This is a genomic window from Aquimarina macrocephali, assembly GCF_051627225.1.
Taxonomy (GTDB): Bacteria; Bacteroidota; Bacteroidia; order Flavobacteriales; family Flavobacteriaceae; genus Aquimarina; species Aquimarina macrocephali.
The window spans coordinates 3,757,664-3,773,439 of sequence record NZ_CP151795.1; the positions used below are offsets into that span (position 1 = coordinate 3,757,664).

The following is a 15,776-nucleotide window of genomic DNA, read 5'->3' on the forward strand; positions in this document are numbered from 1 at the left end:
TATGATCTGAAAAGCTTACTAATATGTACTCGCTATTTATAAAAAAATATCCCAAACAAAATGAATTATAATAGCATAAAGTATTCCGGCTCTAACTCTAACGAAACTCATAATAAAAGCTCCTATGAGTTGAAAAATAATAGTTTTTAGATATCCTAACTCTAAACCTTTAGAGTTAAAAAAATGAGCAAAAGCAAAGATAAAAGCGCTAATATATACGATATAACCAAAATTTTTATTCCAAAATACAGTTAATTCCTTTTTATATTTTGTTCCAATTAAATAAACTAAAAAAAACAATACTAAAAATAGTATAGCTGTTTCTTTTAGCCCATCTGGTTCAAAGAACATGTTACTAAACACTATTTTTTTGTAATAAAGGGATAGTATTCCTGCAACCGATGTAGAAAACAATATGGGGTTAAATTTTGTCAAAAAACCTCTAAAAGAAAGTTCTTCAAAAATCGCTACCATAATATACAAAACAAAGGGATTGTATAATGTTTCGATATTTTCTGTAATACTTTCATTAATATTTCCGGTATAATAAGTATATACACCATATATTAAGAGTAAAGGAAGAATTAACACTATTTCTAACAATAGTGAATTAAATACCAAAATAGATTTGTTTTTTATTCCTTCAGTTTGTTTTAAATAATCAGGTTTTTTCAGAAATTGAAAAAAATCTCTCCAATGGGTTAATGTTTTCATTAAGTATTAAAATTAAAGTTGTTTATAAATATTAGTCCATTCAACAAGGTTTTTAATGCATTTGTTTAGCACCTTGTTTCATATGTACTCCATATCAAATGAAATACAAATTAAAAGTTAACAGTTTATAATCGTGCTACACTAAAAGGTAGTTTTTAAGCCGAAGAAATGTTTATCACTCATTAAATTAATTAGATGCTCTTTACAAATCCCTTTATTGATTATAGCTAATAAGAAGTTTGCAAATGTAAAATTTGACGTTTACAAAAAATGATAAGAGGAAAATATTTATATTTGGGTTAGCACCAATCTGAAACGTATTGCTTATTATCTGCCTTATGTTTCTTATACCGAAGATTACCTGCAATAGATAAAACTTAAAAACATATGCGTTTACTAATTAATTGTTTTTTCTGGTGTTTATTAACTCCTCTAATATGTTGTAGTCAGAAAGTAGATGATCGTCTTAAGTATCTTGAACAAAAACCTCCATCTGTAAACCCGGAGATATTCGCACCTGGTCTTATTTCTAAAAATACTGAATCAGAATTTGGTTCAGTTTTTAATACCGAAGCGACGAAATTTTTCTATGGAGTAGATATAAATGGAAAAACTGAAATACGATATTCTGAATTCATGGAGAACAGATGGAGCAAACCCAGAACTATTTTATCCCATGATAAATATGGATTTAATGACCCATTCCTTTCTCCAGACGAAAAGAGATTATACTTTATATCAGAAAAAGCATTAGATGGTATAGGTGCCAAACAAGATCATGATATATGGTATGTAGAAAAAGAAGGTAACGAATGGTCAGAACCTATCAATGCCGGACCCAATATCAATTCCAATAAAAATGAATACTATATTTCATTTACACAAACCGGAACAATGTATTTTTCATCAAATAAAATAACAGCTGAGAAAAAGCAGGGTGATTTTGATATATACTCCTCTAAAAGTATTAATGGAGAATTTCAGAAAGCGATTACACTAGGAGATTCAATTAACACTTCAAATTACGAAGCCGATGTTTTTGTTGATCCAGAGGAAAGCTACATTATTTTTTGTGCAAGACGACCAGAGGGATTAGGTAGAGGTGATCTTTACATTAGTTTCAAAAATACTGATGGTACGTGGACAAAATCTATCAATATGGGAGAAAAAATCAATACAAAAAACCATGAACTCTGTCCTTTTGTATCAAAAGATGGAAAATATTTCTTCTATACAAGTAATCAAGATATTTACTGGGTAAGTACTAAAATTATCGATGAATTAAAAAAAAGCAAGTAACGCTGTGTGCAATTAAAACTCAAAATGTCTCAAAAGAAAACAATTAGCGATTCTTTACATAAAACTATATCATTAGAAAAAGGCGGTTTTTTTCTTCAATATGGCAAACCCTGTATAGAAATTGGTATGCTGATTAATGGAGTGATGAGAGGTTTTGTATATGATAATGATGGGAATGAAATTACTACTCATTTTTATAAGGAAGGAGATATGATTATTGGTAGTTATATACCAAAAACAAATGTAGTAATGTATGTTGAAGCTTTAGAAAGATGTGAAATTTCTGTAGCAGATTATTCAGAAGTGATGTCTTGGGTCAATAAAGACAAAAATATCACCGAAATAATAACAAACGAGTTCCAAAAACTCAATAATCAATTACAATCAAGATTAGTATCTCTTTTAAATTTGAATTCTGTAGAGAAGTATGAACTCTTTTTAAAAGAATATCCTAGTTTAATCAATCGAATTCCGCATTACTACATCGCAAACTACTTAGGCATTACACCAACACAATTAAGTAGAGCACGAAAACAATTTATCGACAAATGTAAATGAGAAAAAAATTACATATTCGTTCCTTTGTATCAAGTAATGATATAAAAGAAATACAATATGGAAAAGCATTTTGAACTAGCAGATGAAGTATTTGAAAATCAATTTACACAGTGTACACTAAATCCCGAAATTTTTAGTCATGAAGCACATTTACGGCTGGCTTGGATAAATATTAGTAACCATGGAGTTGATCAAGCTGAAAAAAAGATACAAACTCAGCTACAGAATTTTGTCGAATTTGTAGGCGAAAAAGGCAAATACAACAAAACACTAACGATTGTCGCGACCAAAGCGGTGAATCATTTTATGAATCAATCAAAATCTGATAATTTTAAAGATTTTATAGTTGAATTTCCGCAGCTAAAAACCAACTTTAAACAACTCATCAGTAGTCATTATAGTTTTGATATTTTTAATTCGGAAAAAGCAAAAACAGAATTTTTAGAACCTGATGTACTTACTTTTGATTAAAAGCAGTATGGTAAGATTAGAATCTGTGTTAAACTGAAAATACCATCTTTTCCATAGTGAATGACATAAAATAAATACAAATTAATTTACTTGGTTAAGTAACATTTTACCTGGTTAGGACATATACCTATAAATAGTTGACATAAGCACTTAATAATATGCAGAAATCATCTACATCTCTTTATAGAATTCGAAAAACAAGTTGGGGAATTTGGGTACAAATTTCGGCCAGTGTTGAAAACAGTAATCAAGGAGATAAAATATCTGACAATCTGTTTTTTGAATATAAAGCTAATACCACACATTTAACAGATGTTGAAATTGAACTTTTAAAAGAAGGTCTTACCTGGGTAAGTTCAATAATTGAAAAGAAAATTAGTACTCCAACCAAAATAACTCTAAATGAAATAGAGCTAAATCATTGTGACTATCAAGTTGAAGGAATGTTTTACGGAATTGCATTTTGGGCATCTGAACATTTTGGATTTGATTTACCCGAGTATCAATTTAATTATGATCTGAAAAAGAATAAGTATATGTTCCCTGATTTAGATGATAAATTAAAAAAACTATTTACCACATTATATATGAGATCAGAGCAATTTAGTTTCAAATAAACTTGTAGTATCACAAATTATAAAAATCAAAAAACATGATTATCGAATTGATACTTAGACAACTTAAGTTACTCGATAACGAACACTCTACACTAAAAATAAAAAGGCATAACAGGAGACAATCAATTCGTTGTTAAATGTTAGAGACATACGGCCCATTATGATCTAATAAAATAGATAGTTCAATGTAACCTTTCTAAAAAACGAAGGTCTTAAGTACAAAATATATGTATATGAACCTGTTTCGATCAAATTTTTTTGCGCTCCTTAGTATTGTAGTAGTATCAATTTTATTTTTTACAGCATGTGTAACCGATAGAAAATCCGATACTCCAAAAACAAAAGAAAAAGCTACATTAAACCAGTTATTAGAGGAGAAAATTAATCTATATTATCCGTCCGATGGAGCAGGAGCAGTTGTTCTAATTCGTAAAGGTGGAAGAACATTGCTTAAAAAAGCATTCGGAAACATAAATATAGAACATAAGGTAGAAGCCCAAACCGATATGAAATTCCGTATCGCTTCTATTACAAAGCAATTTACTGCGGTTTGTATTTTGATGTTAGAAGAACAAGGGAAACTATCTCTTGATAATGATATTAGAGAGTATATTCCTGAGTATAAACAATCACATGATAACAAAATTACTATTCGTCAATTATTAGGGCATACCGCAGGAATTCCAGAATACACAGAAGTAGAACCTTCTTATGATCATCATGGTACAGATCGGGTAACTATGGACACTATTGTAAATGTGATCAATACTGTTTCACTTGATTTTAAACCCGGAACCGCCTGGAAATACTCAAACTCGGGATATGTTTTATTAGGCAAAATTGTAGAAAATGTTTCCAAACAGGAGTTTAGAACATATGTTCAAGAGCATATTTTTGATGTGTTAGATATGAAACAGTCAAGCTTCTATGATTTTTATGAAATCGTTCCGCAATTGTCTAAGGGATATGAAGTAGCCGAGGAAGAACCTCATAAAATTGTTCATGCAAAAGCTGTAAAACCAGGAACACTTGCAGATGGTGGTATCATATCTACTATCGATGATATAACCATTTGGTACGACGCTTTAAAAAACAACACATTAATTTGCGAGAAACAAAAACAGAACGCTTTCACTTCTCAAAGCCTGCACGATGATAGAAAAACTAAATATGGATTAGGTTGGTGGACTACAACTCTGGGTAAGTACACCACAGTTGAGCATGGAGGAAACGTACACGGCACAGAATGTTACTCGTTATGGGTTTTTGAAGAGGACTTACAAATTATTGTGTTATCAAACCTAAATAGAAGTTCTCCCGGAGCACTCACCGTACAATTAGCTTCAGATGTTTTAGGAATTTTACCTAATCTAGAACAGGTTAAATTATTTGATGAGAGTGTATTAAATAAATTTACGGGGACCTATACTCATGAAGATGGAACCATTCGTAATATCACATTAGAAAACGGACAGCTTAATTCGCAACGAGATCAGGGAAGAAAGTTTGTTATTGTACCAATTAGCGAACACAAATTTATTTTTGAATCCGATCCCGATTGGTGGATTGACTTTACTATAAATGAGAATAAAAAAATAGAGAGCCTTGCTGTTGGATCCAGAACTGCTTTAGTATCAAATGGGAAGCGAAACCGATAATTGTACTGTATATCCAAAATCAAGAAGTGTGATACTGATGTTTTATTGAAGTTTCTGTCACTAATTCATAGAAATATTTCTCTGAAAAATGTATGCTTATTGTATTTTTTGAAAGCTGCTAAAAACAAAAACAAAGAACATTCTTTACTTTTTATGTAACCTTTTTGAAAAAATTGGGTAATACAAACAAAGACTACCCAAAAATAGTAGGTTAAACCAAAAAGAAATGAAACGAAATCCAAAAAGATTATCGACTCTTTATATATGTAGCTTATTTATTTTTCTATTTAGTTCAATTCACGCTCAGATCAATAAAGATCATACTACAACTAGTAAATTGACTAAAGTCGAGCAAGCTAACTCATTATTTAAAGCATGGAATTCAGTAGATTCTGGTGGTGCAGCAATTGCAGTTATTAAAAACGGAAAAGTTGTTTTTAGTAATGCATACGGAAGTGCCAATTTAGAATATAATATTCCAAATACGACTAACACTATATTTCATGCAGCTTCATTATCAAAACAATTTACCGCTTATGCCATTTTGCTTCTTGAAAAAGAAGGAAAACTATCACTAGATGATGATATAAGAACATACATACCAGAAGTCCCAAATTTTGGCAAAAAGATTACTTTACGACATCTCGCTAGTCATACAAGTGGTATAAGAGATCAGTGGCGACTCCTGTATTTAGCAGGATGGAAAAAAGATGATGTTATTCTTAATCAGGATATTTTGGATTTAGTATCTAAACAGAATTCTTTAAATTTTGATCCTGGTACCAAACTATCGTATTCAAATACGGGGTTTACTTTATTAGCAGAAGTTGTGGCACGTGTATCGGGTCAATCTTTTGCTGAATATACAAAAGATAACATTTTTGTTCCATTAGAAATGAGCAATTCACAATTCTATGATGATTACGAAAAAATAGTAAAGAACAGGGCGTACTCTTACAAGAATAAGGAAAATATCATTAAAAAAAGTAAACTTAGCTTCTCTACTGTAGGGGCTACCAATTTATTTACTACCGTACATGATTTATGTAAATGGGCTATTTACCTAAATACTCCAACTCCAGAAAGTAAAGGCATAATAACAAAAATGAATCAACAGGCCTATTTAAATAATGGTCAAATCACCGAAGCTGCAATGGGACAATGGACAGGAGTTAAATATAAAGGATTAGAATGGTTCGATCATACCGGTTCTGATGCTAGTTTTAGAGCCTATTTTTCTCGATTTCCAGAGCATAATTCGGCTGTAGTAATATTAGCAAATACAACACCAATACGTGCTTCTACGCTGGCATTAAAAACCGCCGATATTTTTTTGAATGAATATTATAAATCCGAATCAAAAGGAAAAGCAAAGAAGAGTAAGAATGAAAAAAGGATTAAAAAATCTATCAAGCTATCAAAAAATCAGATGTCAAAATTTTGTGGTAAATATTGGGAACCCAAAGAGTGGTATGATAGAGAAATAAAAATTGTTAATGATACACTTATATATTATAGATCCAAAGAAAGTCAAACAAAGCTGTTGCCAATTAGTAATAATGAATTTAAGATGTTGGCGGATACAAACGATGTAAGTGTCATTTTTGAAGAAAACGAAAACAATGAAAAAGTGATGCGATTAAATATCAATAGCAATCAAAACATTGAGTTTTTAAAATATAACCCATTCGATATTAGTGAGTATACTGGTAATTTTGGTAGTGAAGAGCTTAATAGTTCAATTCAACTTTACAATGACAATAACTCAGTTTTTATAAAACTATTTAAAAGAGATCCGATTAAACTAAAAGCTATTAAAAAAGATGTGTTTACATCATCAAACAGACATTTTAAGAAAATTGAATTCCTTAGAAACCCAAATGGTGTAATTTCTGGGTTTTTAGTGTCAAATGGAGGCATTGCTAGTTTAAAATATGATAAGAACTAAACCATAAATAAGTACCAATGAAAACTGTTTCTGTAATAGGATTTTTGCTTTTAATTGTATCAACTGGTTGCGATTCAAACAAAAAATCAACAGAACTAACCGAATCTGAAAAAGCTACTATTGGTAAATTAGTCAAAAAGAATATTGATGAAGGTATTGAAGCTACACGGGTAAAAGATATTGAAACTTATATGAGCCGATTACCACAGGATCTTGTAATTTATGATGAAAGTGGAGAAATTATTTTAAGAGATAAACAAAAAGAATATGCATTGAGAGATTGGGCAATAATCGATACCACTTTGAGTATAAAAATGGACATTGATAGTATACAATTTTTAAAAAAAGACAGTGTAATTGTTTTTACATCTCAACGATGGAAAAGAATGATGTTTCAAAGAGACGGTATAACAACAGATACTGTACTAACTACACAGAAGCATAAAGAAACCTGGAAAAACAATGAAGAAGGCTGGTTTGGATATGACATAGAAGAACTTGGCGGAGAAATATTCATAAACGGAAAAAAATATATACCCGAATAAAACTACAATAAATAGCATATAATATCTGATTTCCCTTTCAGAAAATTATCACTACCAGACAATAGGTTTATGTCTTTTTGCTACTTTAGTACAAAATCAAAGAATCTCTATACTAAAGAATATTTTGTTTTATATAGACTAATACCTGTGTGTAAAATATGAATCCAATTTCGACCTTATTAGAAGAAATAAATAACCAAGATTTATGGGATAAAGAGTTGAAATTGGATAGGAATGAATATTTAAAAGTAAAAGGAAGTGTTGACACCAATGGATATTTGGTTGTAGATGGTAGTTTAAGAATTTTTGTGATAGACGAGTTTGAAGAACACACCATTAGGTTTGGCTACAGAAATAATTTTATTGCCGCTCTCGATTCATTTATAAACGAAAAACCATCTGATTTTTATATTCAAGCCTTAAAGAAGACGACTTTAAAAGTGATTAAAAAAGTTAATCTTATGAACTTTGTGTTGTCCTCTCCAGAACATACTAAAACATGGTACTTGATTTTAGAAAATTTTGTATTGCAACAAATGGAAAGAGAAAGAGATATTTTGACTACTTCTCCTGTAGAAAGATATAACAGGGTTTTAAAACGTAGCCCTCAGCTCTTTCAGGAAATACCAAACAAATATATTGCTTCCTACTTACGAATGACACCTGAAACACTTTCTAGAATTAAAAAATCTTAATTTCGATCAATGTTTTAAAATTTCAAATCATGGAATTTTGTATAAAAAACAAATAAAGATGATATCAAAAGATGTACTACAGGATTTGGTAGAAAGAACACGAAAAAATATAAATGAAGCAGAAAAATATAATCAGTTGCCGATAGAAAAACTCAACTGGAAAAATACACCAGAGAGTTGGAGTATTTTAGAGTGTTTAGAACATTTAAATTTATATGGAGACTATTATCTTCCCGAGATTGAAGATAGAATGCTAAGGTCGAAAAGGAAAAATGCATCTGTTTTTAAATCAGGCCTTTTGGGGAATTACTTTGCAAAGAGTATGCTTCCAAAAGAAAAATTGAATAAAATGAAAACATTCAAAGATAAAAATCCTATTAACAGTGATCTGGATAAAAAATGTATTGACAGGTTTATAGCGCAACAACACAAGACGTTAGAATTATTAGATATAGCAAGAAATAAAGATTTAAGTAAGATTAAAACATCGATCAGTATTTCGAAATGGATAAAATTAAAATTGGGAGATACGTTTAGAGTACTTATTTATCACAATCAAAGACATATCGTACAATGTAATAGGATAGCTAATAGTTACTCATGATACTTCATAAGGTAACAGTACTTAATTTCTAAAGATTACTTATTTTTAACCTTCTGTAGTAATCCGAGAGCTGAAGTATAAATAATGAAACAAAAAGAATTTGTTACCCATAAACCCAATAGTTCTTTTTTACAAGAGCATATTTCATATTACTATTTTCATTGTTCTGTAGATAATTCATTACAAAATAGGTTTATGTATTATCCTAATTCCAAAAATGCATTAACAATATATAGAAATTCAAAAGTAGAATACAGTTGTAATCACTCCAGAACTATACCCGATATCGAAACAGATTTTAGTTTTCTCTATTCTGGAGTACAAAAACAGTGTAGAACAGCCGAAATCCAAGCTCCTTTTGATAAAATAGGAATTGTTTTTCAGGAAACAGGAATTAATCATTTTATAAAAGTCCCTTTATCTAGTATTTCTGGTGACCCTATTGATAAATCATTTACTTATTTTGGGAATGATTTAATAGCATGCTGTGAATCTATTTATATTGAAAAAAATATTGAAAGCAAAGTGACACTTTTGGATCAGTTCTTTGAAGATAAATTCTGTGATTTTAAAGAAGAAGTATTAAAAAAATGCATTTATATTATTATAGAATCATCAGAAAAATTTACCGTAAAAGAACTATCAAACGAATTAGATGTGAGCAGAAAGACCTTGTTAAGGTTGTTTAACAAACATATGTGTTGTACAGTTAAAGAGTATATTGATATTATTCAGTTTAGAAAATCTCTTACTGATTATTTATTAAAAAATAATAATGCTTCACTTACCGAAATAGCTTTAAAAAACGAATATTACGACCAGTCTCAGTTTATTAATCACTTTAAGAAACTTACAGGGTTTAACCCTAAATCTTTTTTCAAAAATGTAAAACACCTTGGAACAGAAGATACTTTTTGGACTTTTAATTGATCATGAGATGTCCCATTTCACCAATTTAACTATAAGTTGAGGTCTTATTTTTGTTGAAATTTTTTAACAAGATGAGACAGCTACTATGTATACTATTTTGCTTTGGTTTTATGCTAAACCTTAAAGCCCAACACCAAAATGATGTAACACACAAAATCAATTCAGAATATTTTAAAGAACAAAGAGAGATCAAAGTTCACCTACCCAAAAAAAATGATACAACAGAACGGTTACCAGTAATATATGTATTTGACGCTCAATGGAGTCCGTATTTTAAACTAACAACTTCTATTATTGATTACCTCATAGAAATAAAAGAACTCCCTAAGAGTATTGTTGTCGGGATAAACTCGAATAATAGACAATATGAATTGACTCCAGAGCCGGTAAATGAAGATTGGAAGATGCCAAGTCTAGGCGGCGCAAAGTTTTTAGAAAATCATCTTACTCATGAAGTGATCCCTATGATAGATAGTTTATATCATCCTGCCTCATTTAAAACAGCTATTGGGCATTCTTTGGGAGGAACTTTTATTCTCAATAGCATTGTAGATAACCCAAAACTTTTTAATGCGTACATCGCAATAAGCCCTAATCTTCAAATTGATGATGAAGAAATCATTTTAAAAATTCAGAAAAATATCGAAAAGATTAAAAAACTGAATAAATTCGTTTTTACTACTATAGGAAACAAGGGAAAACCTGATGTTGATTTTTTACCACCAGTAAAGAAATTAGATGCATTAGTACGAGATCACAATTCAGAAACTTTTAGTTGGCAATTCTCTGTATACGATGGCTTTACTCATGCTACTATACCAACAGAAAGTATACATAGAGGATTATTAAAGTTGTCTAAAAAGTGGGAGGTGTCAGAACAACAAAAAGAAAATATGCTGAATGCAGGAAGCGTATTAACAAACTTTGATAACTTTTACAAAAACCTTTCGAACTGGGCAGAGTATACAAACACACCTTCGCTCGATGATCTTTATGATTTTGGTTATTTTTTGGAGAAAAAAGAACTGTATACTGAAGCGGTAGCGTTTTATAAACAAGCTGTCAAAAATTATCCCCAAAAATCTCAATTGTACAATAAAATAGGGGAGAATTCTGTGAAAACTAAAAATAATAAGCAGGCAAAAGAGTATTTTGACTTGGCTCTAAATATAATTGAAAAGGAAAAAGATACTTTTGAATATGAGGGGACCTATGAGTACTATAAAAATGTCTATGATAAAAACAGGAAGAAAATTAAATAGGATTCCCCCTTTTTGAGGCTCTGTAAAGGGTTTCTTTATTCGGATGCAGAGGCGAAAAAAGAATATTTTATTACAGAAAATTCAAATCGTAAATGGTGTTAAAACTAAAATATAGAGAACGATTAGTTTTAGCACGATAAAAGGGCTGTTTTTTATACTTTCGTTAACCATATACACTATGTTTATTGTAACTTTAAAGAAACATAATAGATGAGAACCTACACCAGAAAAACACCTTTAAAAATTGATTGTCCGATGGAGAGAACATTACATGTTATTTCTGGGAAATGGAAACTTGCACTATTATGTGAACTTAATAGAGGGAATTGTAGACTCAAAGATTTAGAAAAATACAATCCCGAAGCTTCTAAAAGAGCTTTAACCAAACAGCTAGGTGAATTGGTAGATGATGGTATTATTCAAAAAAAAGATTATGAAGTGTATCCCAAAAAAGTAGAGTACTCTTTAACAAAAAAAGGAAAAGAGCTTATTCCTGTGCTAAAAGTCTTAGATGATTTTGGTAAACAATTATAAAATTTTCTTAAAAAAACACTACTCAAATGGAGAGTAAAGCTCCTATTTTTGTATAATATAGGACATGTATCCTATATTCCATTGTTGGCAATAATTAAAGCAAAAAAATGAGAAATACCTTATTATTATTTACCTTTTTCGGAATCTTATTTTCATGTAAAGTTACACAAGTAAAAAAAACTTCTTCAAATTCTAAACCATTAGTTTATTTTGAGATTGACACGATAAAAACTAACCTAATAAAAGGTCAGAACTTTAAAGTTTTTTTCAAGTTAGTGAATAACTCTAGTGACTCTTTGTTTGTTTTAGACTCTAAAAGGGATTCTAAAATAGATATAGATTTTTTCTCTCTAGACTTTCCTTGTGACGTTGAGTATGTATGGGATGTAGATGAGGGAGAACCTAGCATACTTGCTGAAAGAGATAGAATGCATTTCATATCAATACCTCCAAACTCTACTTTTGATTATATGACTATTGATGGACAAAATTATTTTTTACAATGTGATACTTCAACAATTCTAAAAATAATATATGATACTTCTGACAAAAACAAAGTTGAAAATTTAATAAATGTACACAATGAAAATAAAAACATCGAAAGCCTTTATGAAAAATTAAGCAATATTAAAATAGAAAGCAGTATAACTAATGTCAAAAGAATAAAATAACTATTGTCCAACGCCATATAAAATTGATAAATATCTCTGGGTTTAAAAGAGTCAGGTTCTAATGCTTTTTCAATTCAAATTTATCTTTTACTTTTTCTATTTTCCAACTTTCGTTTAGTTCTAAAGACCATCCATCACCTATTATAATTTCACTATCAATATCGACTGGTTGGGTAACGATTACATTTTCCCAATTTGAAGCTAATAATGCACCATTATTTACTGTTAAAATCCCCCAATTATCAGTTATTCTCATTGTTGGATATACCGTCCCAAAATTTTCTAGAGGAGTTATGTTTCTTGGATCAAATGAAATCTTCATTTTTTCAAGATTCAATTTTAAAGTAGGTTGTTCAAGAAATTTTGTTTTTAGTTGTAAAATTTTTGCCAAACGCTTATCCTCTCTAACGCTCTCTACTTTTAATATTTCATTATAATTGTAATTGTTTTCTTGTGCAATTAGTTCAAAAGAGGAATTACTGTTTATATCTATCCCAAAAGATTCAATAAAATAATCTGTTAGCTTAGTATTCTTTGAAATATCTTTATGCCATTTATTTTTTTGATTAGAAAGTAAATAACCATAAACCGGTACTGTTTGATATGCAAAAGACCTTACAAATGTTGAATTTGTGTAAAATTGATTTATGCTATTTATCAAATGAATTTTCATTTCGTTTTTATCTCTCCCACTAAGCATAATTCCGGTAAATTCTGCTAACCCTTCATTTATTTCTAGTGAATTTTCGGCTTCTTTCTTTTGTTCATCGTTTTGTCTGATTTTTCTGAATGTTAATGCATTTTTGAGATGTTGTTTTATTTCATTTTTAGATGACAAAGCACTTTTTAAGGCTTCCAATTCAAGTTTTAGTAATATCCGATTAGTATAAGTATCCAAATGCCCATTACTTTGCTCTTGAAGACTATCGAACCCAATTTCGGGTTGGACTCTATGAAACAATTCATGAATTACTAAATTATCTCTTGACGTTTTATCATCGGGAAGGGGTAAGATTACCATTGACCATCTTTTGTTATCCCAATTTATAGCAGTGTTTGCAATATTTATATGTTTGGGTAAAGTATCTGAAAATATAGAATTGATTTGCTTGAATTTTTTTGTTGCGTTATTTTCATTAGAAAAGAAAACTCTAGTCTTAGGATTAACCAAAATTATTGGCCCATATAATTGTTTATTCCAAAATTTACCATTGTCAATTTTTAATAAACTTTCAATATCAGAAAAGGTTTTTCTAGCAATTTCTTTTTCGGTTAATTCTTGATTTAAATTCCCTTCATCAGATTTTTTTGTAAAACAAGAATAGCATAGCATGATGATTGCTAATAATAACATTTTTTTCATGATGATTGATTTATGGTGATCGAGTAAATGTAATAACTATAAATATAGTTATAGAACTATAAATCTAGTTTAACAATTGTTTAATAAAATATTTTATGAGTTTAGTGAAGATGTACTAATTATAAACAAGACCAAATACAAAACAGGTTAACATCAGAATGACTACTATTTGGTAGCGTTGCAGGTTCTTATATTTTAATGAATATCCGTAAAAATTATAATAAACCGTATTTTTGAGAGATGAATACTAAAAATAAAGAATGAGCATCTTCAAAAAATTATTTGGAAATAAACAGGAATCAAAAGTTGAATCAAGTATGAATACCGATGGATTTAGAAAACTATCAAAATCAAATTTTGATAACTTCGTTGATTTGCTTGAGCTACATGGAGGTTTGTCTTTTGAAAAACAACAGAATTTTAGCGAAATAACAGGTGAACATTCCTGGAATATAAATCTAAATGAAGGTCTTATTACCTTTGGAGAATATAATTTTCCTTTTGAAGTGATTGGTTCTTTGTCTTTTAATGATTTCTCCTGGATGTGGGGATGGGCAAATGAAAAGAGTGGTATACCTGCTAATTTATTAGAAAGCTCTTTAAAATTAAAAAGTATTGGAGAGCAAAATAATATAGAAGAATTTGTGAACGGACATTTTTCTGTAGAGGAGGGGTTCGAGCATAAAATGGGACTTATTGTAAGTGGTATGCTAAATGCTGATGCTTACTTTTGTGCAAATTATGGGCAAGGAACAATGGTTGTTACTATAAAAAGTAAAGACATACCTCGAATAGACAATAACTGGCTTGAAAAAGTGGTAACCAATTTTCCTCAACTTATTAGTAGTATTGAGATAAATCATAAAAATGCGTTTCTAAACTATTTGATTGACAAGGATTTTCAAATAAAGAACGAAGAAAATACGATTGAGGGATTAAAAAATGATAAAGTATTAGTTGCAGAATTTGATGAATTGGGAAGACTTAAAAACCTAAATGGAAAGATATAAGTAACATTATATTTAGATTAGATTGTACTTCAATTAACTACTACTGTATTAACAATAGATAGATAACTAGATAGTAAAACTTTTATGACAGAACTTCAGCCAATTTCTAAAAGTGAATTGATTAAGGATTTCCAGGCAATAGGAATTAAGACTGGAATGAACCTAATGCTTCATTCTTCGTTAAGTAAGATAGGGTGGGTAATTGGAGGAGCACAAACAGTGGTGAGCGCGCTAATTGATATCATTGGTAAAGAGGGAACTATTGTTATGCCTGCTGCAACCCCATTTTGTTTACATCCTAATGATTGGGGCGAAACCAAAATCCCAGAAAATTGGATACCAAAAATAGTAGAACATTTACCTGTGTTTGACCTTAATACAACACCAACAACAATGGGTGCAATACCAGAAACATTTAGAAACTGGCCCGAAACTTTACGAAGCGATCACCCCATTAGCTCAGTATCTGCCTGGGGAAAATTATCAGCTGAAATTATAAAAATTCATACTTTAGAAATTTCAGAAGGAGAAAATACGCCTTACGAAAAAGTTTATGATTTTAATTTCGAAATACTTCTATTGGGAGTAGGGTTCAATCGATGTACGATGCTTCATTTTGCAGAATCAAAATCAAAAAACAGGAGAATCACGACTAGTAGGTATCCGATTTTTCGTAATACTAAAAAAGTATGGGTTGAAGTAGAGGATATGGGAAATGATAATAGTACTTATTTTCCTAAAATAGGAGCGTCATATTTGAAGAATAGAAATGCAAGTATAGGAAAAGTAGGAACAGCGGATTCAATTCTATGCGTAGCAAAAACATTAGTTGATTACGGAACCAATTATTTTGATACTATAAATATATAAAAAAAGCCCTCCTTCACTGATCCATTG

The 15,776-nt window shown here is 30.0% G+C and carries 17 protein-coding genes; 15 read left to right on the forward strand and 2 right to left on the reverse strand.

Annotated features, from left to right (window positions below):
• Positions 1-36: 36 nt before the first annotated feature.
• Positions 37-714, reverse strand: a complete 678-nt coding sequence (locus tag AAFU52_RS16350) for a CPBP family glutamic-type intramembrane protease (protein WP_438422652.1) — start codon at positions 712-714, stop codon at positions 37-39.
• A gap of 387 nt (positions 715-1,101) precedes the next feature.
• Here AAFU52_RS16350 and AAFU52_RS16355 point away from each other — a divergent pair, with 387 nt between their 5' ends.
• The 13 genes from AAFU52_RS16355 (at position 1,102) to AAFU52_RS16415 (ending at position 12,506) form a co-directional block, all read left to right on the forward strand.
• Entirely contained in the window at positions 1,102-2,013 is a 912-nt protein-coding gene (locus tag AAFU52_RS16355; protein WP_024770337.1) for a TolB family protein, read from the forward strand.
• Positions 2,014-2,037: 24 nt separating this feature from the next.
• Positions 2,038-2,571, forward strand: coding sequence for a Crp/Fnr family transcriptional regulator (locus AAFU52_RS16360; protein ID WP_438422653.1), 534 nt, complete (start codon positions 2,038-2,040; stop codon positions 2,569-2,571).
• 57 nt (positions 2,572-2,628) lie between these two features.
• Positions 2,629-3,042 (forward strand): hypothetical protein, encoded by a 414-nt coding sequence (locus AAFU52_RS16365; protein ID WP_438422654.1) that lies wholly within the window; start codon positions 2,629-2,631, stop codon positions 3,040-3,042.
• Between the two features lie 158 nt (positions 3,043-3,200).
• Positions 3,201-3,659 (forward strand): hypothetical protein, encoded by a 459-nt coding sequence (locus AAFU52_RS16370; protein ID WP_024770334.1) that lies wholly within the window; start codon positions 3,201-3,203, stop codon positions 3,657-3,659.
• Positions 3,660-3,892: 233 nt separating this feature from the next.
• Complete coding sequence (locus AAFU52_RS16375; protein ID WP_438422655.1) at positions 3,893-5,317, forward strand: serine hydrolase; 1,425 nt, start codon at positions 3,893-3,895, stop codon at positions 5,315-5,317.
• Between the two features lie 226 nt (positions 5,318-5,543).
• Complete coding sequence (locus AAFU52_RS16380; RefSeq protein WP_438422656.1) at positions 5,544-7,265, forward strand: serine hydrolase domain-containing protein; 1,722 nt, start codon at positions 5,544-5,546, stop codon at positions 7,263-7,265.
• Between the two features lie 17 nt (positions 7,266-7,282).
• Positions 7,283-7,810: a hypothetical protein gene (locus tag AAFU52_RS16385; protein WP_438422657.1), complete on the forward strand. Its 528-nt coding sequence runs from the start codon at positions 7,283-7,285 to the stop codon at positions 7,808-7,810.
• A gap of 158 nt (positions 7,811-7,968) precedes the next feature.
• Positions 7,969-8,505: a Crp/Fnr family transcriptional regulator gene (locus AAFU52_RS16390; protein WP_438422658.1), complete on the forward strand. Its 537-nt coding sequence runs from the start codon at positions 7,969-7,971 to the stop codon at positions 8,503-8,505.
• A 58-nt stretch (positions 8,506-8,563) separates the two neighbouring features.
• A complete protein-coding gene (locus AAFU52_RS16395; protein ID WP_438422659.1) occupies positions 8,564-9,109 on the forward strand; it encodes a DinB family protein in 546 nt (181 codons plus the stop codon).
• Between the two features lie 84 nt (positions 9,110-9,193).
• On the forward strand, positions 9,194-10,039 hold the full coding sequence (locus AAFU52_RS16400) for a helix-turn-helix domain-containing protein (protein WP_438422660.1): 846 nt from the start codon (positions 9,194-9,196) through the stop codon (positions 10,037-10,039).
• Between the two features lie 71 nt (positions 10,040-10,110).
• Positions 10,111-11,301: an alpha/beta hydrolase-fold protein gene (locus tag AAFU52_RS16405; protein ID WP_084050317.1), complete on the forward strand. Its 1,191-nt coding sequence runs from the start codon at positions 10,111-10,113 to the stop codon at positions 11,299-11,301.
• A 210-nt stretch (positions 11,302-11,511) separates the two neighbouring features.
• Positions 11,512-11,835, forward strand: coding sequence for a winged helix-turn-helix transcriptional regulator (locus tag AAFU52_RS16410; RefSeq protein WP_024770326.1), 324 nt, complete (start codon positions 11,512-11,514; stop codon positions 11,833-11,835).
• A 107-nt stretch (positions 11,836-11,942) separates the two neighbouring features.
• Positions 11,943-12,506, forward strand: coding sequence for a hypothetical protein (locus AAFU52_RS16415; RefSeq protein WP_024770325.1), 564 nt, complete (start codon positions 11,943-11,945; stop codon positions 12,504-12,506).
• A gap of 58 nt (positions 12,507-12,564) precedes the next feature.
• On the opposite strand, the gene AAFU52_RS16420 is transcribed toward AAFU52_RS16415, so the two are convergent.
• The gene (locus AAFU52_RS16420; protein WP_438422661.1) at positions 12,565-13,869 is read right to left on the reverse strand and encodes a hypothetical protein; all 1,305 of its coding nucleotides are present in this window, start codon (positions 13,867-13,869) and stop codon (positions 12,565-12,567) included.
• A 260-nt stretch (positions 13,870-14,129) separates the two neighbouring features.
• Between AAFU52_RS16420 and AAFU52_RS16425 the strand changes: the two genes are divergently transcribed.
• Both AAFU52_RS16425 and AAFU52_RS16430 read left to right on the forward strand, forming a co-directional pair.
• Entirely contained in the window at positions 14,130-14,879 is a 750-nt protein-coding gene (locus tag AAFU52_RS16425; RefSeq protein WP_024770323.1) for a DUF6882 domain-containing protein, read from the forward strand.
• An 84-nt stretch (positions 14,880-14,963) separates the two neighbouring features.
• Positions 14,964-15,749, forward strand: a complete 786-nt coding sequence (locus tag AAFU52_RS16430) for an aminoglycoside N(3)-acetyltransferase (RefSeq protein WP_438422663.1) — start codon at positions 14,964-14,966, stop codon at positions 15,747-15,749.
• The last annotated feature ends 27 nt before the right edge of the window (positions 15,750-15,776 follow it).

Bases quoted from the DNA above. Each gene is read 5' to 3' on its own strand.
- AAFU52_RS16350 (WP_438422652.1), bottom strand. From the start codon at position 714: ATGAAAACATTAACCCATTGGAGAGATTTTTTTCAATTTCTGAAAAAA.
- AAFU52_RS16355 (WP_024770337.1), top strand. From the start codon at position 1,102: ATGCGTTTACTAATTAATTGTTTTTTCTGGTGTTTATTAACTCCTCTA.
- AAFU52_RS16360 (WP_438422653.1), top strand. From the start codon at position 2,038: ATGTCTCAAAAGAAAACAATTAGCGATTCTTTACATAAAACTATATCA.
- AAFU52_RS16365 (WP_438422654.1), top strand. From the start codon at position 2,629: ATGGAAAAGCATTTTGAACTAGCAGATGAAGTATTTGAAAATCAATTT.
- AAFU52_RS16370 (WP_024770334.1), top strand. From the start codon at position 3,201: ATGCAGAAATCATCTACATCTCTTTATAGAATTCGAAAAACAAGTTGG.
- AAFU52_RS16375 (WP_438422655.1), top strand. From the start codon at position 3,893: ATGAACCTGTTTCGATCAAATTTTTTTGCGCTCCTTAGTATTGTAGTA.
- AAFU52_RS16380 (WP_438422656.1), top strand. From the start codon at position 5,544: ATGAAACGAAATCCAAAAAGATTATCGACTCTTTATATATGTAGCTTA.
- AAFU52_RS16385 (WP_438422657.1), top strand. From the start codon at position 7,283: ATGAAAACTGTTTCTGTAATAGGATTTTTGCTTTTAATTGTATCAACT.
- AAFU52_RS16390 (WP_438422658.1), top strand. From the start codon at position 7,969: ATGAATCCAATTTCGACCTTATTAGAAGAAATAAATAACCAAGATTTA.
- AAFU52_RS16395 (WP_438422659.1), top strand. From the start codon at position 8,564: ATGATATCAAAAGATGTACTACAGGATTTGGTAGAAAGAACACGAAAA.
- AAFU52_RS16400 (WP_438422660.1), top strand. From the start codon at position 9,194: ATGAAACAAAAAGAATTTGTTACCCATAAACCCAATAGTTCTTTTTTA.
- AAFU52_RS16405 (WP_084050317.1), top strand. From the start codon at position 10,111: ATGAGACAGCTACTATGTATACTATTTTGCTTTGGTTTTATGCTAAAC.
- AAFU52_RS16410 (WP_024770326.1), top strand. From the start codon at position 11,512: ATGAGAACCTACACCAGAAAAACACCTTTAAAAATTGATTGTCCGATG.
- AAFU52_RS16415 (WP_024770325.1), top strand. From the start codon at position 11,943: ATGAGAAATACCTTATTATTATTTACCTTTTTCGGAATCTTATTTTCA.
- AAFU52_RS16420 (WP_438422661.1), bottom strand. From the start codon at position 13,869: ATGAAAAAAATGTTATTATTAGCAATCATCATGCTATGCTATTCTTGT.
- AAFU52_RS16425 (WP_024770323.1), top strand. From the start codon at position 14,130: ATGAGCATCTTCAAAAAATTATTTGGAAATAAACAGGAATCAAAAGTT.
- AAFU52_RS16430 (WP_438422663.1), top strand. From the start codon at position 14,964: ATGACAGAACTTCAGCCAATTTCTAAAAGTGAATTGATTAAGGATTTC.